Origin of the sequence: Pseudomonas syringae group sp. 247E2, from assembly GCF_032587795.1 — a bacterium.
Taxonomy (GTDB): domain Bacteria; phylum Pseudomonadota; class Gammaproteobacteria; order Pseudomonadales; family Pseudomonadaceae; genus Aquipseudomonas; species Aquipseudomonas amygdali.
Map to the genome: position 1 here is coordinate 126,961 of NZ_JAWHPK010000010.1, position 18,377 is coordinate 145,337.

The 18,377-nt window shown below is 59.4% G+C and carries 20 protein-coding genes; 12 read left to right on the forward strand and 8 right to left on the reverse strand.

Going from position 1 to position 18,377, the window contains the following annotated elements; translation table 11 throughout:
• Window positions 1-95 precede the first annotated feature (95 nt).
• Window positions 96-1,118, reverse strand: coding sequence for a ferrochelatase (hemH, locus tag RYC18_RS12435; protein ID WP_002552167.1), 1,023 nt, complete (start codon window positions 1,116-1,118; stop codon window positions 96-98).
• A 22-nt stretch (window positions 1,119-1,140) separates the two neighbouring features.
• Window positions 1,141-2,043, reverse strand: a complete 903-nt coding sequence (locus RYC18_RS12440; protein ID WP_316886169.1) for a TIGR01777 family oxidoreductase — start codon at window positions 2,041-2,043, stop codon at window positions 1,141-1,143.
• 288 nt (window positions 2,044-2,331) lie between these two features.
• Between RYC18_RS12440 and RYC18_RS12445 the strand changes: the two genes are divergently transcribed.
• The 12 genes from RYC18_RS12445 (at window position 2,332) to RYC18_RS12500 (ending at window position 12,393) form a co-directional block, all read left to right on the forward strand.
• A complete protein-coding gene (locus RYC18_RS12445) occupies window positions 2,332-3,318 on the forward strand; it encodes an NAD(P)/FAD-dependent oxidoreductase (protein ID WP_004660400.1) in 987 nt (328 codons plus the stop codon).
• Window positions 3,315-3,530 (forward strand): TIGR02450 family Trp-rich protein, encoded by a 216-nt coding sequence (locus tag RYC18_RS12450; protein ID WP_002552164.1) that lies wholly within the window; start codon window positions 3,315-3,317, stop codon window positions 3,528-3,530. The genes RYC18_RS12445 and RYC18_RS12450 overlap by 4 nt, the downstream gene beginning before the upstream one ends.
• Window positions 3,531-3,763: 233 nt before the next feature.
• Window positions 3,764-4,720 (forward strand): YbgA family protein, encoded by a 957-nt coding sequence (locus RYC18_RS12455; RefSeq protein ID WP_005746211.1) that lies wholly within the window; start codon window positions 3,764-3,766, stop codon window positions 4,718-4,720.
• A gap of 3 nt (window positions 4,721-4,723) precedes the next feature.
• Complete coding sequence (locus RYC18_RS12460) at window positions 4,724-5,626, forward strand: MerR family transcriptional regulator (protein WP_005733601.1); 903 nt, start codon at window positions 4,724-4,726, stop codon at window positions 5,624-5,626.
• Window positions 5,627-5,635: 9 nt separating this feature from the next.
• A complete protein-coding gene (phrB, locus tag RYC18_RS12465; protein WP_005746213.1) occupies window positions 5,636-7,084 on the forward strand; it encodes a deoxyribodipyrimidine photo-lyase in 1,449 nt (482 codons plus the stop codon).
• A complete protein-coding gene (locus RYC18_RS12470) occupies window positions 7,077-7,499 on the forward strand; it encodes a nuclear transport factor 2 family protein (RefSeq protein WP_005746214.1) in 423 nt (140 codons plus the stop codon). Before phrB ends, RYC18_RS12470 begins: the two co-directional genes overlap by 8 nt.
• The gene (locus RYC18_RS12475; protein WP_316886170.1) at window positions 7,496-8,284 is read left to right on the forward strand and encodes an SDR family NAD(P)-dependent oxidoreductase; all 789 of its coding nucleotides are present in this window, start codon (window positions 7,496-7,498) and stop codon (window positions 8,282-8,284) included. The genes RYC18_RS12470 and RYC18_RS12475 overlap by 4 nt, the downstream gene beginning before the upstream one ends.
• Window positions 8,281-9,528: an NAD(P)/FAD-dependent oxidoreductase gene (locus RYC18_RS12480; RefSeq protein ID WP_005746217.1), complete on the forward strand. Its 1,248-nt coding sequence runs from the start codon at window positions 8,281-8,283 to the stop codon at window positions 9,526-9,528. Before RYC18_RS12475 ends, RYC18_RS12480 begins: the two co-directional genes overlap by 4 nt.
• The gene (locus RYC18_RS12485; protein ID WP_004663913.1) at window positions 9,525-10,325 is read left to right on the forward strand and encodes a DUF1365 domain-containing protein; all 801 of its coding nucleotides are present in this window, start codon (window positions 9,525-9,527) and stop codon (window positions 10,323-10,325) included. The genes RYC18_RS12480 and RYC18_RS12485 overlap by 4 nt, the downstream gene beginning before the upstream one ends.
• On the forward strand, window positions 10,312-11,580 hold the full coding sequence (locus RYC18_RS12490; RefSeq protein WP_005746219.1) for an SAM-dependent methyltransferase: 1,269 nt from the start codon (window positions 10,312-10,314) through the stop codon (window positions 11,578-11,580). The genes RYC18_RS12485 and RYC18_RS12490 overlap by 14 nt, the downstream gene beginning before the upstream one ends.
• Window positions 11,573-12,082 carry a DUF2878 domain-containing protein gene (locus RYC18_RS12495; RefSeq protein ID WP_002552155.1) on the forward strand — a complete coding sequence of 170 codons (510 nt, stop codon included), beginning with the start codon at window positions 11,573-11,575 and terminating at the stop codon, window positions 12,080-12,082. Before RYC18_RS12490 ends, RYC18_RS12495 begins: the two co-directional genes overlap by 8 nt.
• Window positions 12,037-12,393 carry a YkgJ family cysteine cluster protein gene (locus tag RYC18_RS12500; RefSeq protein WP_044294123.1) on the forward strand — a complete coding sequence of 119 codons (357 nt, stop codon included), beginning with the start codon at window positions 12,037-12,039 and terminating at the stop codon, window positions 12,391-12,393. The genes RYC18_RS12495 and RYC18_RS12500 overlap by 46 nt, the downstream gene beginning before the upstream one ends.
• Before the next feature lie 440 nt (window positions 12,394-12,833).
• Here the strand turns inward: RYC18_RS12500 and RYC18_RS12505 are convergent, their stop codons facing one another.
• The 6 genes from RYC18_RS12505 to hemA form a co-directional block, all read right to left on the reverse strand.
• Window positions 12,834-13,352, reverse strand: coding sequence for an acyloxyacyl hydrolase (locus RYC18_RS12505; RefSeq protein ID WP_002552154.1), 519 nt, complete (start codon window positions 13,350-13,352; stop codon window positions 12,834-12,836).
• Window positions 13,353-13,470: 118 nt separating this feature from the next.
• Entirely contained in the window at window positions 13,471-14,286 is an 816-nt protein-coding gene (gene murI, locus RYC18_RS12510; RefSeq protein WP_002552153.1) for a glutamate racemase, read from the reverse strand.
• Window positions 14,279-15,049, reverse strand: a complete 771-nt coding sequence (locus RYC18_RS12515; RefSeq protein ID WP_162181469.1) for a molybdopterin-synthase adenylyltransferase MoeB — start codon at window positions 15,047-15,049, stop codon at window positions 14,279-14,281. Before RYC18_RS12515 ends, murI begins: the two co-directional genes overlap by 8 nt.
• Window positions 15,043-15,876 (reverse strand): peptide chain release factor N(5)-glutamine methyltransferase, encoded by an 834-nt coding sequence (prmC, locus tag RYC18_RS12520; protein WP_005746222.1) that lies wholly within the window; start codon window positions 15,874-15,876, stop codon window positions 15,043-15,045. The genes RYC18_RS12515 and prmC overlap by 7 nt, the downstream gene beginning before the upstream one ends.
• On the reverse strand, window positions 15,877-16,959 hold the full coding sequence (gene prfA / locus RYC18_RS12525) for a peptide chain release factor 1 (protein WP_002552150.1): 1,083 nt from the start codon (window positions 16,957-16,959) through the stop codon (window positions 15,877-15,879).
• A complete protein-coding gene (gene hemA, locus RYC18_RS12530) occupies window positions 16,956-18,233 on the reverse strand; it encodes a glutamyl-tRNA reductase (protein ID WP_002552149.1) in 1,278 nt (425 codons plus the stop codon). Before hemA ends, prfA begins: the two co-directional genes overlap by 4 nt.
• Window positions 18,234-18,377 lie beyond the last annotated feature (144 nt).

Below are 18,377 nucleotides of genomic sequence, written 5' to 3' on the forward strand. Positions count from 1 at the left end.
GGCGCTGCACAGATCTGTGACGCAGAGCGTCACCCAAGGCGTTCCCACGCTGGAGCGTGAGGAACGATAGTTCTGCGACTATTGCGTGCGGCGCATCACAGCATCAGCGGTGCGCGCTCGCATAGTCTGTTCAGCTCTTTCGCCCAGTTGGGGTCGTCGTTCAGGCACGGCACCAGCACCAGTTCCTCTCCCCCCGCTTCCTTGAACTGCTCGGCACCACGGTCGCCGATCTCTTCCAGGGTCTCGATGCAGTCAGCCACGAATGCCGGGCACATGACCAGCAGCCTTTTCACGCCCTGCGCAGCCAGTTCGTCGAGACGCGCCTCGGTGTAGGGTTCGATCCACTTGGCACGCCCCAGACGTGACTGAAACGACACAGACCATTTGCCGTCAGGAATGCCCATGCGCTTGGCGAACGCCGCCGCCGATTGTATGCACTGGGCGCGGTAGCAGGTGGCAAGCACTTCGGCAGGCGCGGTCATGCAGCAATCTTCCTTGAGGCAGTGCTTGCCGGTCGGATCGAGCTTGTGCAGATGCCGCTCGGGCAAACCATGGAAACTCAACAACAAGTGGTCGTAAGGTTGTTCCAGATGCGGCCTCACGCTCTCCACCAGCGCACTCAGGTATTCAGGCTGATCGTAGAACGGCTGCAAAACCGAGAACTGCATCTTCAACGATTTGGCGCGCACCACGCGCTTGGCCTCTTCGATCACAGTGGTCACTGTGCTGTCGGCAAACTGCGGATAGAGCGGCGCCAGAGTGACTTTCTTGAAGCCCTGCTCTGACAGGCGCGTCAGCACCGTTTCGATAGACGGCTCGCCATAGCGCATCGCCAGCTCGACCGGCCCGTGCGACCACTCTTTTTTCATCGCCTGCTGCAGGCGCTTGCTCAGCACCACCAGCGGCGAACCTTCATCCCACCAGATGGACGCATAGGCATGCGCGGACTGCTCTGGTCGTTTGATCAGAATCAGCGAGACCAGCAGCCTGCGAACGGGCCACGGCAGGTCGATCACATAAGGATCCATCAGGAACTGGTTCAGATAGCTGCGCACATCTGCCACTTGAGTAGAAGCAGGCGAACCCAGATTGACCAGCAACAAAGCGTGATCGGTCATGCAACATCCTATTTCAAAGCGTTCAGTGGCGACCCAGCAAATCTTGCAGGGCAGTGTCGAGTTCGGTGTACTTGAATGTGAAACCGGCTTTCTGCAAACGCTCTGGCCGGGCACGCTGGCCACCGAGCAGCAGTACCGAAAGCTCACCCAGCAATACTTTCAGGGCCAGCGCAGGCATGGGCATGAATGCCGGTCGATGCAGAATACCTGCCAATACCTTGGCAAACTGACGATTGCGCACCGGTGATGGCGCACAAACATTATAAGGACCCTTTGCTTCATTCAGATTCAACAGAAAATCAATCGCCGCAATTTGATCCTCAATATGAACCCAGGGCATCCACTGCCTGCCATTGCCAATAGGCCCGCCCATGCCGAATTTGAAGGGCGGCAACAGGCGTTGCAGGAAGCCGGCGCGGTCCGACAGCACCAGCCCGGTACGGATCAGCACCACGCGCACACCCAGCGACTCGGCACGTTGCGCGGTTTCTTCCCAGGCGTTGCACAGCTGACTGGCAAAATCTTCTTTGGCAGGCAGTGAAGTTTCATCGATTTCACGCTCGCCGCTGTCGCCGTACCAGCCGACCGCAGAACCGGAAATCATCAGCGCAGGTTTTTGCGAGCGGGTGCCCAGCCAGGTCAGCAGTTGTTCGGTCAGCCCGATGCGGCTTTCCCACAGCAGCAGGCGACGCTTGCGGGTCCAGGGGCGATCCGCAATAGGCGCGCCCGCCAGATTGACGATTGCATCCACCGGCTGCGCACCCAGCTCATCAAGGCTGGCAATGCCACGCACCGAGGCGCCGCATAGCTCGGCGACATCGGCGGGTTTTCGGCTCCATACCGTCAGTTCATGGCCCTGAGCAGACCAGAAACGGCAGAGCGCTCGTCCTATCAAACCAGTACCACCGGTCAGCAATATGTGCATGGCAGATAACCTCGCGTGGCGTACGTGACAATTGAGTAGTCTTATTTTTACCAGTGACGATCTCCGTGACGCTTGTCCGGAAAACGAAACTGTCATTTGAACCATAGGCCACAGCTTAATGGAGCGCAGCCATGAGGCCCTTGCCTTTATGGCTGCCCCGTTCGACCCTCAAAGCAGCAATGTGACTCAACAGGCAAATTCCAAAACCACTGCAAGTTATACCAAAGAAGAAGATTGTACAGGTTTTAACTACGGCGTAGTCTGTACAGACAAGGTAACGAGGCCCCTATGACTGTCCCTATCGCAATCATCGGTACCGGTATCGCCGGACTCTCAGCAGCTCAGGCGCTTACATCCGCCGGGCATCAGGTGCACCTTTTCGACAAAAGCCGCGGCAGCGGCGGTCGAATGTCCAGCAAGCGCAGCGACGCAGGTTCGCTGGACATGGGTGCACAATATTTCACCGCTCGTGACCGGCGTTTCGCCACCGCCGTGAAGCAATGGCAGGCTCAAGGGCACGTCGCCGAGTGGACGCCCTTGCTCTACAACTTTCACGGCGGCAGGCTCAGCCCATCGCCGGATGAGCAGGTGCGCTGGGTGGGCGAGCCAGGCATGAGCGCCATCACCCGGGCCATGCGCGGCGACTTGCCAGTGTCATTCTCGTGCCGCATCACCGATGTGTTTCGCGGGGAGCAGCACTGGAACCTACTGGATGCCGAAGGCGAAAACCACGGCCCTTTCAGCCATGTGATCATCGCCACCCCGGCGCCGCAGGCCACTGCTCTGCTGGCTGCCGCACCGAAGCTGGCAAGTGTCGTGGCAGGCGTCAAGATGGACCCGACCTGGGCAGTGGCCCTGGCCTTCGAAACACCCTTGCAAACGCCCATGCAGGGTTGCTTCGTGCAGGACAGCCCGCTTGACTGGCTGGCCCGCAACCGCAGCAAACCAGGGCGCGACGATACGCTCGATAGCTGGGTCCTGCACGCCACCAGCCAATGGAGCCGGCAGAACCTCGACGCCTCCAGAGAACAGGTTATCGAACACTTGCACGGCGCATTTGCGGAATTGATCGACTGCGCCATGCCCGCGCCGGTATTCAGCTTGGCGCACCGCTGGCTGTATGCACGACCTGCCGGCTCTCATGAATGGGGCGCGCTGTCGGATGCCGACCTGGGCATTTATGTCTGTGGCGACTGGTGCCTGTCGGGTCGCGTCGAAGGCGCCTGGCTGAGTGGCCAGGAAGCGGCACGCCGACTGCTGGAACACCTGCAATGAATCAGATCAACCCTCGCAAACTGCTGCTGTCGAAATGGACCGCAGCCACCCCGCTCAACCGGGAAAAACATTTTCTGGTGACTGAGCTGTTCAAGGATGAAGAAGGCACTGTGCTGGAAATCGAACTGCAGGCCGTGCTGACCCAGCGCAGCGAACGACTGCCGTGGCAGGTGCTGCAGCAGGCGGATACATGGCGGATGGGCTGGAAGTAGCGGGTTTGCCCGGATTCAGATGATTATCGTGCCGATGCTCCGCGTCGGCATGCAGTTCGTGACGCTCTGCGTCACAGGATGCGTGCGAACGCAGCTTTGGCACCGGCCAGTTCAGAGCAGTCTTCAAAACCCTCTACAAAGAATTTGACTTGTACACCTATCCCCCTATGATGAAGACAAGTTGTACAGCGCGAACTATCTGTACAAGTCTTCTGTAGAGGTGACCGATGCCAATGTCCGCAATCGAAAAACCCAAGCTCGGCATCAGTGCCTGCCTGATGGGTGCCGAGGTTCGTTTCAATGGCGGCCACAAGGAGTCCCATCTGTGCACGCGGGCACTGAGCAAGTATTTTGATTTCGTCCAGGCGTGCCCCGAGGTCGCTATCGGCATGGGCATCCCGCGCGAGCCGATCAGGCTGGTGGGCGACGCGGAAAACCCCAAGGCGCTGGGCACCCTCAATCGTGAGCTGGACGTTACCGAGGCGCTCGCCAATTACGGCATACAGATGGCCGAGGAGCTGGGTGATATCTGTGGTTACATTTTCATGCAGAAATCCCCGTCCTGCGGCCTGGAGCGAGTCAAGGTCTACCGCGAAAACGGCGCCCCGGTAGACGGTGGCGGTCGTGGTATCTACGCGCAGGCCTTTTGCGAGCGCCACCCCAACCTTCCGGTCGAGGAAGACGGGCGTCTGAATGACGCTGTGCTGCGGGAAAATTTCGTGACCCGCGTGTTTGCCTATGCCGCCTGGCAGCAATTGTTGAAAGACGGCGTCACCCGGCGTGCACTGACCGAATTTCACTCGCGCTACAAATACCAGCTGATGGCCAATGACCCGGTGCAATACAAGGCACTGGGCAAAATGCTTGGCAGCATGGGCCGCACCGACCCGAACGAAATCGCGCCGCTGTATTTCAGCGAGCTGATGGCGGCGCTGAAGAAGTGCGCAACGCGTCGCACTCATACCAACGTCCTGCAACACCTGTGCGGCTACTTGAAACAAACCATCAGTGCCGAGGACAAGCAGGAAATTCAGGAAGTGATCAGCCAGTATCACCAGGGCATCGTCCCCCTGATCGTACCGCTGACCCTGCTCAAGCATCACTTTCGCCAACATCCGGATCCGTATGTAGCGCTGCAGGTGTACATGCAGCCCCATCCGGAAAACCTCAGCCTGCGTAATGCGATTTGACTCATGAATGAAACAGACACAGAGGTGCCGGGCGACTGGCTGCCTATCCGCGAGGTCGCACGGCAGACAGGCGTCAACGCCGTTACCTTGCGCGCCTGGGAACGCCGTTACGGACTGATCGTCCCGCACCGCACCGCCAAAGGCCACCGGCTTTATTCAGACGAGCATGTGCAGCGCGTCATGAAGATTCTGACCTGGCTCAACCGTGGCGTTTCCGTGAGCCAGGTCAAAGGCCTGATCGATGACAACCGCCAGGACGCCCTGCCGCCGACCAACGACTGGGACGCCTTGCGTCAGACCCTGCTGGTGGCGATCGGCGAGTTGGCTGAACGCCGGGTTGATGACGTGTTCAATCAGGCGATGTCGCTGTACCCGCCACGCACATTGTGCGAACAGCTGCTGTTGCCGCTGCTTGCCGAACTGGAGCAGCGCTGGCAAGGCAAGTTCGGCGCACAGCTGGAGCGCACTTTTTTCTACTCTTGGCTACGCAGCAAGTTTGGCGCGCGGATCTATCACAACAATCGCCAGCTCAATGGCAGCCCGTTGCTGCTGGTCAATCAGTCCGATCTGCCGCTGGAACCACACCTGTGGCTCGCGGCCTGGCTGGTGAGCAGTGCCGACTGCCCGGTCGAGGTGTTCGACTGGCCATTGCCGGTCGGTGAGCTGGCGCTGGCCGCGGAATACCTTAAGCCACGTGGCATATTGCTGTACTCCAGCAAAGCCCTGAATGTGGCCCAACTACCCCGCTTGCTGGCCAATATCACCTGCCCCGTGGTGCTGAGCGGACCAACGGTGCAGATCCATAACGCCGAGCTGCTCGTACAGGCTAGCGAGATAGCTGGACTGACCCTTGCCCACGACGCACTCGGCGCGCAGATAGAGCTGGGCAAGCTCGGACTTATCTAAGGACTTCTCATGCAACTGATCTGGCTGCGTAGCGACCTGCGCGTTCACGATAATACCGCCCTGACCGCTGCCATGGAGCGCGGTCCGACGCTGGCGGTTTACCTGCTCAGCCCGGCACAGTGGCGCAGCCACGACGACGCTGACTGCAAGGTGGATTTCTGGCTGCGTAATCTGGTCGAGCTGGAAAAGGCACTGGGCGCGCTGAACGTACCGCTGTTGATTCGCGAGGCCGATACCTGGGATCAGGCACCTGAAGTGCTGTCGACACTGTGCACGCAGTTCAAGGTCGAAGGCCTGCACCTCAATCAGGAATACGGCATCAACGAAACACGCCGTGATCAGGCGGTGCAAAAGGCGCTGGAAAAAGCCGGTGTGCAGGTCACCAGTTACCTTGATCAGCTGTTGTTCAAGCCGGGCAGCATACTGACCAAGACCGGCAATTATTTCCAGGTGTTCACTCAGTTCAAGAAAGTCTGCTACAACCGGATGCACCAGGCCATGCCGCAGCCGGTGCGCACACCCAAAGCGCAGCAATCACTGTCGATCAAGAGCGATTCGATCCCTGATCAGGTCGAGGGCTTTGCCACGCCCTCGAAAGCATTACGTGACCTGTGGCCAGCAGGCGAGGCCGAAGCCAGGCGGCGCATGGCGACCTTCGCCGACGCGCAAATCAGTTACTACAAGACCGAACGCGACTTTCCCGCCAAACCCGGCACCAGTCAGCTGTCAGCGTATCTGGCGGCAGGGGTGATTTCGCCGCGCCAGTGCCTGCATGCGGCGCTGGGCAGCAACCAGGGGGAATTCGAGACCGGCGACGTTGGCACTGTGACCTGGATCAACGAGCTATTATGGCGAGAGTTTTATAAACACACGCTGGTCGGCTACCCTCGTGTATCACGGCATCGTGCCTTCCGCCCGGAAACCGAGGCGTTGAAGTGGCGCGATGCCCCCGAAGAACTGCTGGCGTGGCAAGAGGCGCGTACCGGTCTGCCGATTATTGACGCAGCGATGCGCCAGTTGCTGGAAACCGGATGGATGCACAATCGGCTAAGGATGGTCGTTGCGATGTTCCTCACCAAAAACCTGTTGATCGACTGGCGCGAGGGCGAGCGCTTTTTCATGCGCCACCTGATCGACGGCGACCTGGCGTCGAACAATGGTGGCTGGCAGTGGAGCTCGTCCACCGGCACCGACTCGGCGCCCTACTTCCGTATTTTCAATCCGTTGTCGCAGTCGGAACGCTTCGACCCAGAAGGCGTGTTCATCAAACGCTGGCTGCCGGAGCTCGCCGATCTGAATAAAAAGCAGATTCATGACCCCGCGTCCATCGGCGGCCTGTTTGGCGCTGCCGACTACCCGAAACCTATCGTCGATCTGAGCAAAAGCCGCGCCCGCGCCCTGACAGCGTTCAAAGCGCTTCCGGCCCGCCAACCCGCTGCGGGAATCGAACATGACTGATTTCCTGCATCGCTTCGCCGAAGGTTTTGCCGCGCTGAACAAGGACAACCTTGATCAGATCGCCGAGCTGTACAGCGACGACGTGTCGTTCAGCGACCCGATGCATGACATCCATGGCCTTGCAGCCATGCGACGTTATTTCGACGAGCTGTATGCCAACGTCCAGGATCTGCACTTCGACTTTCATGCCTTCGATGAAGTGCGCCCCGGCGAGGGCTATCTGGTCTGGACCATGAGCTATTCGCACCCGCGCCTGGCTGGCGGCCGGACGATTCGTGTCGAAGGCTGTTCGCACCTGAAGTGGCACGACAAGGTTTATCGACACCGGGATTACTTCGATGCCGGTGCATTGCTCTACGAACATCTGCCCATCATGGGTCGAGTCATCCATTGGCTGAAGAAGAGGTTGGGATGAGCACTCCTGTTGCACGACGCATCTGGTTGACCGGAGCTAGCAGCGGCATTGGTCTGGCGCTGGCCAAAGAACTGCTCAACGCAGGACATCGGCTGGCGTTGACCGCCCGTACGCTTGAACCGCTGCAGAACCTGGCGACTGTTTACCCGACCCAGGTGCTGCTGGTGACAGGCGACATCACCGAGCCTGCGCAGGTCAAGGCCATGGCCGACCTGATCGCGCAGCAATGGGGCGCGCTGGACACCGCCATCTTCAACGCGGGTACCTGTGAATACATCGACGTGCGGCAGTTCGAAGCGGCAATGGTCGAGCGCGTGGTGCGCACCAACCTGCTGGCCAGCAGTTATTGCATCGAGCAAGCACTGCCGCTGTTACGCAAGGGGCATCAGCCGCACCTGGTCGGCGTGGCCAGTGCGGTGACCTACCTGGCGCTACCTCGCGCAGAAGCCTATGGCGCCTCGAAAGCCGGCCTGCGTTATCTGTTCGAAGCGCTGCGTCTGGACCTGGCCAGCGAGAACATCGACGTGACCGTGGTCAGCCCAGGATTCGTCGACACGCCCCTGACTCAGAAAAATGATTTCCCCATGCCGATGCGCTGGCCTGTCGAGAAGGCCGCCAAACATATCGCCAGCAAACTGGGGCGCAACAAACGCCCACTGGATATCGCGTTCCCGGCGCTGTTCATTTTCAGCATGCGCGCGCTGGCAATGCTCCCGGCACGCGCCAGACTGGCCCTCGGCAAACGTATGGCGTGGACCGAGTCGTCGAATAAGGATGCGCAATGAAAATCGCCGTCATTGGTAGCGGGATCGCTGGCCTGACCAGTGCCTACCTGCTCAACCGCGCGCATGAGGTGACAGTGTTTGAGTCCTCCGACTGGGTCGGCGGGCACACTCATACGGTGGACGTGCAGGTCGAAGGCCGGGCTTACGCCATTGACACCGGTTTCATTGTATTCAACGACTGGACCTACCCCAATTTCATTCGCCTGCTGAGTCAGCTGGGTGTTGGCTTCAAGCCCGCCGAAATGAGCTTTTCGGTGCATGATCCGCGCACTGGCGTGGAATATAACGGCAACAACCTTAACAGTCTGTTCGCCCAACGCAGCAACCTGCTGTCGCCCAGGTTCTGGGGCATGCTGCGCGATATCCTGCGTTTCAATCGTCAATCGGTCGACGACCTGGAAAACCAGCGTATCGCGGCCGACACCACGTTGGGCGAGTACCTGAAGAGCGGCGGCTACGGGCAGCGTTTCATCGATCATTACATCGTGCCCATGGGCGCGGCCATCTGGTCGATGTCGCTGGCCGACATGCTCGGCTTTCCCCTGCAGTTCTTCGTGCGCTTTTTCAAGAATCACGGCCTGCTCTCGGTCACCCATCGGCCGCAATGGTGCGTGATCGAAGGTGGCTCCAGAAGTTATGTCGAACCGTTGACGGCGTCGTTCCGCGAGCGGATTCGTCTGTCATGCCCGGTTACACGGGTCGAGCGCGACAGCGACGGTGTGACGCTACACAGCGCCATGGGCAGCGAACGCTTCGACAAGGTGGTGTTTGCCTGCCACAGCGATCAGGCCCTGGCCCTGCTGGCTGAGCCGTCAAGTGCCGAGCAGTCGGTGCTCGGCGCACTGCGCTATGCCGAAAACGACGTGGTGCTGCACACCGATACACGACTGCTGCCCGAGCGCAAACTGGCCTGGGCCAGCTGGAACTACAGGCTCGGCGGCAGCGAACAGCAATCGGCAGCCGTCACTTATGACATGAACATCCTGCAAGGGATCGACAGCGACACAACCTTTTGCGTCAGCCTCAACCAGACCGCTGCCATCGACCCGACAAAAATCCTCGGCCGCTACCGTTACGCGCACCCGCAATACAGCCTTGATGCAATCGCCGCGCAAGCGCGCTGGGAAGAAATCAATGGCGTCGACCACACGTCGTACTGCGGCGCGTACTGGGCCAACGGCTTTCACGAAGACGGCGTGGTCAGCGGCTTGCGTGTCGCCCAGGCGTTTGGTGAAACGCTGTGAACAGCGCGCTCTACAGTGGCTGGATCAGCCACCGGCGATTTGCGCCGCGTGCCCATGAGTTCACCTATCGGATAGGCCTGCTTTATCTGGATCTGGATGAACAGGACAGCGTGCTGGGGCTTTCGCCACTGGCTGGCAGCAAGCGTTTCGCGCCCTTCTCGTTCCGCGAACGTGACTACCTGCCAGCGCTGACCGGGCAAGGCATGAGCCTCATAGAGGCGGTCCGCGAGCAGGTTGGCAAAGCGCTGGGCCGCGTACCATCAGGTCGTGTCTGCCTGCTGACCCAGGCACGCAGCTGGGGCTTGTCGTTCAATCCGGTAAGCTTTTTCTACTGCCATGAGGCAGACGGCACACTGGCAGGCATTCTCTGTGAAGTCACCAACACACCGTGGGGCGAACGCTACAGCTATGTGCTGCCCGCGACAGGTGAAGGACATCAGTATTTCGCGGTGGCCAAGGCCTTTCACGTTTCACCGTTTTTGCCGCGCGACCTTGAATACCGTATGAGCTTCAGCCAGCCCGCCGAGCGGATTGGTGTGCACATGGCTGACTGGCAAGGCGAGCTGAAAATGTTCGACGCCACGCTCAACCTGACCCGCCAGAACCTCAGCCGCCAGACGCTGCATCGTTACCTGATCGCTTACCCGTGGATGACCGCCAAAACCTGTCTGGCGATTTACTGGCAGGCGATGCGTCTGCTGGTCAAGCGCATACCCATTTTTTCTCATCAGGCCGCCGACGGCGAGTACCGTGCTGCCGCCGCGCAAACCAAGGACTCACGCCATGAAAAGCAGTAGCAGTAGTTTTTCTGCCAATCTGGGCACCAATGGTCTGACGGCCAATATCCTGCGCCGAGGTGTGTTACGGCAATTAGCAGGACTGCGCAACGGCCAGTTGGTGGTTATCGAACGGGGTGAGCGCCATGTGTTCGGCAAGAACAACGCGCTGATTCAGGCTGAAATCCACATTCTTGATTCGGCAGCATGGGGCATGGTTGCCAGCAACGGCTCCATCGGCGCTGGCGAGGCGTTTATTCACGGCTACTGGACTACCCCGGACCTGACGGCAGTGGTACGGGTATTTGTCAGCAATCTGGATGTGCTGGATGCAATGGAAGGCGGCGTGGCTCGCCTGACCCGTCCGTTCATTCATGCCCTGCACTGGCTAAATCGCAATACACGCGAAGGCTCGCAGAAAAACATCGCTGCCCATTACGACCTGGGCAACACGCTGTTCGAGCAGTTTCTCGACCCGACGATGATGTACTCCGCCGCACAGTTCCTCAGCGAGGACGACACGCTGGAACAGGCGCAGTTGAATAAACTGGAACGCATCTGTCAGAAGCTGGCCCTGAAACCTGAAGATCACCTGCTGGAAATCGGCACAGGCTGGGGCAGCATGGCTATTTATGCTGCGCAGCATTACGGCTGCCGGGTGACCACCACGACCCTGTCCAGAGAACAGTTCGCCTACACCGAGCAACGCCTGATCGAACTGGGCCTGCAGGAACGCGTCACGCTGCTGCTGACCGACTACCGGGACCTGACCGGTGAATATGACAAGCTGGTGTCCATCGAGATGATCGAAGCGGTCGGCCATCGTTTTCTGCCGACGTACTTCAAGCAATGCGCGAATCTGCTCAAAAGCAACGGCATGATGCTGCTGCAGGCGATCACCATCCGCGAGCAACGTTATGCTCAGGCCAAACGCAATGTGGACTTCATCCAGCGCTACATCTTCCCCGGTGGTGCTCTGCCCTCGGTGGCGAAGATGCTGGACATTGTCGGCAGCGATACCGACATGAACCTGCTGCATATGGAAGATTTCGGCCTGCACTACGCGCGCACGCTGCGCCTGTGGCACGACAACTTCAAACACGCGCACGGCAAACTGGCCGAACTGGGTTACGACGAACACTTCCTGCGCCTTTGGGAGTTCTATCTGTGCTACTGCGAAGGCGGCTTTCTGGAGCGGACCATCGGTACGGCGCAGTTGCTCCTGGCCAAACCCGATGCCCTGCGAGAACCCTTGCTTGGGCGCTTCAATGCTTAAATCAATCGCCAACGCGCTGCTCTTTCAGATCGGCTGGTTCGCCTGCGTATTGGGCGGTAACAGTTACTGGCTGCTGATTGCAGTCGGCGTGCTGGCGGTGCATTTTCTGTGGACCAGCTCATGGGCAGCGGAAGGCCGGCTGATCCTGACGGTTACGTTAATCGGGATCGTGCTCGACAGTGCCTTGATGACACTCGGCGTTTTCGACTTTGGCAGCGGCGGCTACCTGCTGCCGCTGTGGCTGGCGGTATTGTGGGCGGTGCTGGGCACGACGCTCAATCATTGCCTGGCGTGGACCGCAAAGCCGCTATGGCGCGCCGCCGTGCTGGGCGCTATTGGCGGCCCGATGTCGTACTATGCCGGCTCACAACTGGCTCAGGTCCACCTTCCCCTCGGAGTGTGGCCTGGCATGCTGGTGCTGGGGCTGGTCTGGGCGGGGCTGTTTCCCTTGCTGCAATGGCTGGCAGCACGCGCAGCCAGACAATCGGGAGAAACGCTCTGAACGCTACGCTCATTCCGCTCGCAGACATTCACAGCGAAACGGAAGTCACCTGCTCGACCTGCGCAGCCTGCTGTTGCCAACTGGAAGTGATGCTCATCACCGACACGGGCGTGCCTGAGCGCTACATTGATACCGACGAGTGGGGTGGCGAGGTCATGCTGCGTCTGGACGACGGCTGGTGTGCAGCACTGGATCGCAACACCATGATGTGCACGATCTACGAGAAACGCCCGCTGATCTGCCGTGAGTTCGAAGCAGGAGCAGAAGACTGCCTGAACGAACGCAAAGGGATTGCGACGGCGTATCTCTGATCAGTGTTGCCTGGTTGATAACTATCGTCCCCACGCTCCGCGTGGGAATGCAGTTCGTGACGCTCCGCGTCACATGGCGGCTTCTTCGACATCAGGTGAATTGGTGCCCGACTCAGGTCACCTTTTCGCCCCTCGGCGAGTTACTTTGATGAGGCCAAAGTAACCAAAGCCTTTCGCTCCTGTTTCCGGCCCGACTTCGTCGGGTTCCTTCGCCCTGTCACTGATCCGGGGGCCGCCGCAACGGGCCATCCTTGGCCCGGTGCGGCTTGCTCGGCGTCCTGCCTCGCATCCTCCGGATCAGCGTCAGAGCTCAGCCGTCACTAACGTCGCACTCTGCGTTGTCAGTGCCATCGCGATAAAAAAGCATTTTATGCGCAATGGCTTTTGTGCAGGGCATTACGTTGTGCTGCAGCGAAGCGTTGGCACGAATGCCAGTCAAATCAGAACGGCATCTTGTAGTGCAGTGCGTAGCTTTCTATACCGTCGTTCGGCTCTTTGATGCCGGCGTTGGAATAGTGAGTCGCGCGGATGCCGACCTCATGCCCGCCCGCGAAGCGCAGACCGAAACCAATGCGGTCTTCGAAGTTGAAGGCAGAACCGAACTTGCGATCTTCAACCTGGGTGTTGGAGAACACCGAGACGCCGATACCGGCTTCTACGTAAGGCTTGACGTTGCCGTTGCCGAACTCGTAGACCAGAACCGGGGAGAACGACAGGCTGTGGTTATCCTTGTAGTCCTTGCCATCCCAATAGGTGTAAGCGCCATCCCAGTAGCCGGTCAAACGGCCGATGTCGCTTTGCAGCCAGGTTTTATCCCAATCGAACTGCACGCCCAGACGATAAGTCATGGTCGACTCGCCGGTCTGACCGACCGAAAACTCAACACCATCAGCCTGCGCGATTGAAGCTTGCCCTGCCAAAGCGGCCGCAATCACGGCCAGGCAAAAGAGTCTCTTCATGAGAAACGTCCTAAATATATTAAATTGTACGAAAAGTGTTGGAATTCATCAGCCGCTTTTATAGAAGCCGCGGAGGCGACGTTAGTTCACCCCAAAAGCGCCTTTTTTCACGTTTTTTTTACAAACGGAAGCTTCTCACATTGCCAGGACTTTGCGACAAAAAAGGTAGGATTTTTCTGAAATTGTCCGGAATGTCACTAGACCAATACACAGTATCTCGCGCGTCGCCAGTGGCAAGAAGGCTGGAACGCGACAAAAGACGCTGTAACTGACGCGCTACCGCAGCCCCGGTGTCGATCAGGGTGACCGATTCGGGAAGCATCTCCCGCAACAAAGGTTTGAGAAACGGGTAGTGAGTACAGCCCAGAATGATCGTGTCACAGCGCGCTGCCAGCAGCGGCTCGACATAATGCAGCAGCAATTGACGGATTTGCGGACTGAGCAGATCACCGGTTTCGATCAGTTCGACCAGCCCTGGGCACGGCTGGGTCACGACCCGAACATCGTTGGCAAATCGGTCCAGCAACGCCGCAAAGCGGGCGCTTTGTAGCGTTCCGGTAGTCGCCAGCACACCGACAACACCGCTGCGGGTCGCCTCGGCAGCAGGTTTGACAGCAGGTTCCATACCCACAATTGGCCAGTCCGGGTAGCGTTGACGAATGTGCGCCACACCCGCCGCCGTCGCGGTGTTGCAGGCGACGACCAGTGCCTTGGCACCCTGCTCGCGGAAGAATCCCGCAATTGTCAGGCACCGTTCGGTAATGAATTCAGGGGTCTTTTCGCCATAAGGAATATGCCCGCAGTCCGCCAGATACAGCAGTGACTCGCTGGGCAGCAACTGGCGGATTTCATTGAGCACTGAAAGGCCACCGACCCCGGAATCGAAGATTGCGACAGGCGCATCGCTGGCATGGCTCATCTGCATGTCAGGCATGTTCGCCCTGCCCGCTTGCTGCACTGCAAACGCTGCACGCCGGGTCGCGCTTGACTTTCAGTTCACGGAAACGGGTACTCAAGGCATCAATCAATAGTAGTCGCCCGACCATTGGCTCGCCAAAACCGGCCAGCAGCTTCAAGGCTTCGAGTGCTTGCAGACTGCCAACCAGGCCAACCAGCGGCCCGATGACACCGGCCTCGCTGCAGGTCAGTTCGGCTTCGCTGCCGTGACCGTACAGGCAGTGGTAACACGGGCTGTCCGCACGACGCGGATCGAACACCGACAACTGCCCTTCAAGCCGAATGGCAGCACCGCTGACCAACGGCTTGCCGGCAGCGACACAGGTGGCATTGACCGCTTCGCGGGTGGCGAAATTATCCGAGCAATCCAGCACCAGATCGACAGCCTGCACCGCCGCCTCCAGTGAGTCGGTATCCAGCGCTGAGCGATGAGCGACGAGAGTGATCTCGGGATTGATCGCCTTGAGCCGGGCCAGAGCCGAATCTACCTTGGCCTGTCCGATGCTCTGGGTATCATGAATGATCTGGCGTTGCAGGTTGGTCAGGTCGACGTGATCAAAATCCGCCAGATGCAGTTCACCGACCCCTGCGGCGGCCAGATAAAGGGCAACCGGCGAACCAAGCCCGCCGACGCCGACGATCAGCGCGCGACTTTGCTTGAGGCGCAGCTGGCCGTCGATATCAACGTGTTGCAGCAGAATCTGGCGACTGTAGCGCAGCAGCTCCTGATCACTCAGCACGGCTTGCATCCGAACGTGATGCGCTCGTGCTCACCCAGATCACGGCGGGTCTGGATGCGCTCGAAACCATGACGGATCAACAGTTCGCGCACCGCCGGGCCTTGATCGTAACCGTGCTCCAGCAGCAGCCAGCCATCGGCGCTGAGGTGCACCGGCGCGTCGGCAATGATCGTGCGCAAATCGTCCAGCCCGTCGGAACCGGCAGTCAACGCGCTGCTCGGCTCGAAACGTACATCACCGGCCGACAGATGCGGATCAGCGTCGGCGATGTACGGCGGGTTACTGATGATCAGATCAAACTGCTGCCCTTCCAGAGCACTGAACCAGTGGCTGTTGAGCACTTGGGCGTTATCCAGTTGCAAACGCTGGCGGTTGCGTTCGGCCAGCGCTACCGCTTCAGGCACACGGTCGACCGCTGTGACTTTCCATTGTTGGCGCTCGTTGGCCAGCGCCAGCGCAATCGCCCCAGTGCCGGTGCCCAGGTCAAGCACCTTGGCGGGCGCGAACGCAGGCACCAGTTCCAGCGCTGCCTCGACCAGCATTTCGGTCTCTGGCCGCGGGATCAAGGTATGCGGCGCTACTTCCAGATCAAGCTTCCAGAAACCTTGCTGACCGAGAATGTAAGCCACCGGTTCGCCCGTGCGTCGACGCTGCAAATAACCTGCAAAGGCCAGCGCAGCCTCGGTGCTGACGATGCGCTCAGGCCAGGTGTGCAGAAAGCTGCGCGGTTTGCCCAGCGCTGCCGCCAGCAGCAGCTCTATGTCGAGCCGCGCGGTCGGTGAATCGGGAAGCTCGGCGCTTCTTAACAAACTTGCGATGATGGTCATTTACTCACCCAGTGCCGCAAGTTGATCAGCCTGATATTCAGCGAGTAGCGGCTCTATCACTGCATCGACCCCGCCCGCCAGAACTTCATCAAGCGAATACAGCGTCAGGTTCACGCGGTGATCCGTCACTCGCCCTTGAGGGAAATTATACGTACGAATACGCTCGGAACGATCACCCGACCCCACGAGCAGCTTGCGCTCGCTGGCGATGGCGTTGGCCGCCGCGCTGGTCTGCTGATCATTCAGTTTGGCAGATAGCCAGGACATTGCCCGGGCCCTGTTCTTGTGCTGCGAACGCTCTTCCTGGCACTCGACGACAATACCCGATGGCAAGTGGGTAATGCGGATCGCCGAGTCGGTTTTGTTGACGTGCTGACCACCGGCCCCTGAGGAGCGATAGGTGTCGACACGCAGGTCGGCCGGGTTGATCTCGATCGCCTGTTGCTCGTCAGGCTCCGGCAGCACTGCAACGGTACAGGCAGACGTGTGGATGCGACCCTGCGACTCGGTCTCGGGCACGCGCTGCACACGGTGCGCGCCGGACTCGAATTTCAGCTTGCCGTAGACGCTGTCACCCTCGACGCGCGCAATGACTTCCTTGTAGCCGCCATGCTCGCCTTCGTTTTCGGACAGAATTTCCACCCGCCAGCCACGCCGCTCGGCGTAACGCGAGTACATGCGAAACAGGTCACCGGAGAAGATCGCGGCTTCATCACCGCCGGTGCCCGCACGGATCTCCAGAAACACGTTGCGGCCGTCGTTCGGGTCCTTGGGCAACAACATGCGCTGCAATTGCGCTTCCAGCTCGACCAGTTGCTGTTTTGTCTCGCGAACTTCCTCGACGGCCATTTCGCGCATGTCCGGGTCGCTGTCCTTGAGCAGCGCCTGCGCGCCCTCCAGATCACCCTGCACCCTGATCAGCTGTTGGTAAAGCGCAACGACCGGCTCCACTTCGGCGTACTCACGGGAATAGGCGCGAAAGCGTGTCTGATCGCTGATCACTTCGGCATCGCCGAGCAGCGCGGTCAGTTCCTCGAAACGGTCGCTGAGGACATCCAGCTTATTGAGCAGTGAAGCTTTCATTGCGGGGTTTTATCCGTCGAGCCCTCACCGAGGGCAAAAAGTTCCTGAGCCATGGCCAGCGCATCGACGCGACCTTCGGCAGACAGCTTCTTGAGCTGCACGCTGGGTGCGTGCAGCAATTTGTTGGTCAGACCACGTGCCAGCTGGATCAATACGTCCTCGGCATTGCTACCGTTGGCCAGCATACGTTGCGCCTTGCTCAGTTCTTCGTCACGCAGCCGTTCGCTTTGCTGACGATAGGCGCGCAACACATCGACCGCCGCCAGTTCGCGCAGCCGCGACATGAAGTCTTCGGCACCCACGCTGACCAGCTGCTCGGCAGCCAGTGCAGCCCCCTGGCGACTCTTGAGATTTTCTGCCACCACTTCGTGCAGATCATCAACGCTGTACAGGTAAACGTCGTCCAGTTCGCCGACTTCAGGCTCGATATCCCGCGGTACGGCAATATCGACCATGAAAATCGGTTTGTGCTTGCGCAGTTTCAGCGCACTTTCCACGGCCCCCTTGCCCAGGATCGGCAACTGGCTGGCGGTGGAGCTGATCACGATATCGCTGTTGACCAGCTCGGCCGGGATATCCGACAGCAACACCGCATGGGCACCGAACTCGGCAGCCAGCATGCTGGCGCGCTCCAGCGTACGGTTGGCAACCACGATACGCTTGACGCCCAGGTCATGCAGATGCCGGGCGACCAGAGTAATGGTCTCGCCCGCACCGATCAACAAGGCCTGACTGCGTTGCAGGTCACTGAAAATCTGTTTGGCCAGACTGACCGCGGCGAAGGCCACGGACACCGGGTTTTCACCAATTGCAGTGTCTGTACGCACCTGTTTGGCAGCGCTGAACGTGGCCTGAAACAGACGTCCCAGTAACGGCCCGACCGTTCCGGCCTCGCGCGCAACGGCATACGCAGACTTCATCTGGCCGAGAATCTGCGGCTCGCCGAGCACCAGGGAGTCGAGCCCCGAGGCGACACGCATCATGTGTCGCACGGCGGCATCGTCCTCGTGGACGTAAGCGCTGGCGCGCAGTTCTTCCAGGCTGAGGTGATGGTAATTGGCAAGCCAGGCAAGAATGCTGTCCGCACCGAGATGCTCGTGCTCGATGTACAACTCGCTGCGATTACAGGTTGAAAGAATCGCAGCCTCGCGACTTTCGGTCAGGTGGCAAAGCTGCTGCAACGCCTCCACCAACTGTTCCGGGGTAAATGCCACGCGCTCGCGAACGTCGACCGAGGCGGTCTTATGATTGATACCGAGTGCAAGGAAGGCCATTCAGGGTCGCAGGTGGTGACGTGAAGCCGGTAATTGTCCTACTTCAATAAGCTCAGAACAACCACCACATATTATTGTCCCACTACAATCGATCGTCACAGCCTGCGTTTTCAGGCTCGCGACACTGCAAACACACGCATTGCA

Excerpts from the sequence above, each read along its gene's own strand:
- hemH (WP_002552167.1), bottom strand. The coding sequence starts at position 1,118 with ATGACCGATCACGCTTTGTTGCTGGTCAATCTGGGTTCGCCTGCTTCT.
- RYC18_RS12440 (WP_316886169.1), bottom strand. The coding sequence starts at position 2,043 with ATGCACATATTGCTGACCGGTGGTACTGGTTTGATAGGACGAGCGCTC.
- RYC18_RS12445 (WP_004660400.1), top strand. The coding sequence starts at position 2,332 with ATGACTGTCCCTATCGCAATCATCGGTACCGGTATCGCCGGACTCTCA.
- RYC18_RS12450 (WP_002552164.1), top strand. The coding sequence starts at position 3,315 with ATGAATCAGATCAACCCTCGCAAACTGCTGCTGTCGAAATGGACCGCA.
- RYC18_RS12455 (WP_005746211.1), top strand. The coding sequence starts at position 3,764 with ATGTCCGCAATCGAAAAACCCAAGCTCGGCATCAGTGCCTGCCTGATG.
- RYC18_RS12460 (WP_005733601.1), top strand. The coding sequence starts at position 4,724 with ATGAATGAAACAGACACAGAGGTGCCGGGCGACTGGCTGCCTATCCGC.
- phrB (WP_005746213.1), top strand. The coding sequence starts at position 5,636 with ATGCAACTGATCTGGCTGCGTAGCGACCTGCGCGTTCACGATAATACC.
- RYC18_RS12470 (WP_005746214.1), top strand. The coding sequence starts at position 7,077 with ATGACTGATTTCCTGCATCGCTTCGCCGAAGGTTTTGCCGCGCTGAAC.
- RYC18_RS12475 (WP_316886170.1), top strand. The coding sequence starts at position 7,496 with ATGAGCACTCCTGTTGCACGACGCATCTGGTTGACCGGAGCTAGCAGC.
- RYC18_RS12480 (WP_005746217.1), top strand. The coding sequence starts at position 8,281 with ATGAAAATCGCCGTCATTGGTAGCGGGATCGCTGGCCTGACCAGTGCC.
- RYC18_RS12490 (WP_005746219.1), top strand. The coding sequence starts at position 10,312 with ATGAAAAGCAGTAGCAGTAGTTTTTCTGCCAATCTGGGCACCAATGGT.
- RYC18_RS12495 (WP_002552155.1), top strand. The coding sequence starts at position 11,573 with ATGCTTAAATCAATCGCCAACGCGCTGCTCTTTCAGATCGGCTGGTTC.
- RYC18_RS12500 (WP_044294123.1), top strand. The coding sequence starts at position 12,037 with ATGGCTGGCAGCACGCGCAGCCAGACAATCGGGAGAAACGCTCTGAAC.
- RYC18_RS12505 (WP_002552154.1), bottom strand. The coding sequence starts at position 13,352 with ATGAAGAGACTCTTTTGCCTGGCCGTGATTGCGGCCGCTTTGGCAGGG.
- murI (WP_002552153.1), bottom strand. The coding sequence starts at position 14,286 with ATGCCTGACATGCAGATGAGCCATGCCAGCGATGCGCCTGTCGCAATC.
- prmC (WP_005746222.1), bottom strand. The coding sequence starts at position 15,876 with ATGACCATCATCGCAAGTTTGTTAAGAAGCGCCGAGCTTCCCGATTCA.
- prfA (WP_002552150.1), bottom strand. The coding sequence starts at position 16,959 with ATGAAAGCTTCACTGCTCAATAAGCTGGATGTCCTCAGCGACCGTTTC.
- hemA (WP_002552149.1), bottom strand. The coding sequence starts at position 18,233 with ATGGCCTTCCTTGCACTCGGTATCAATCATAAGACCGCCTCGGTCGAC.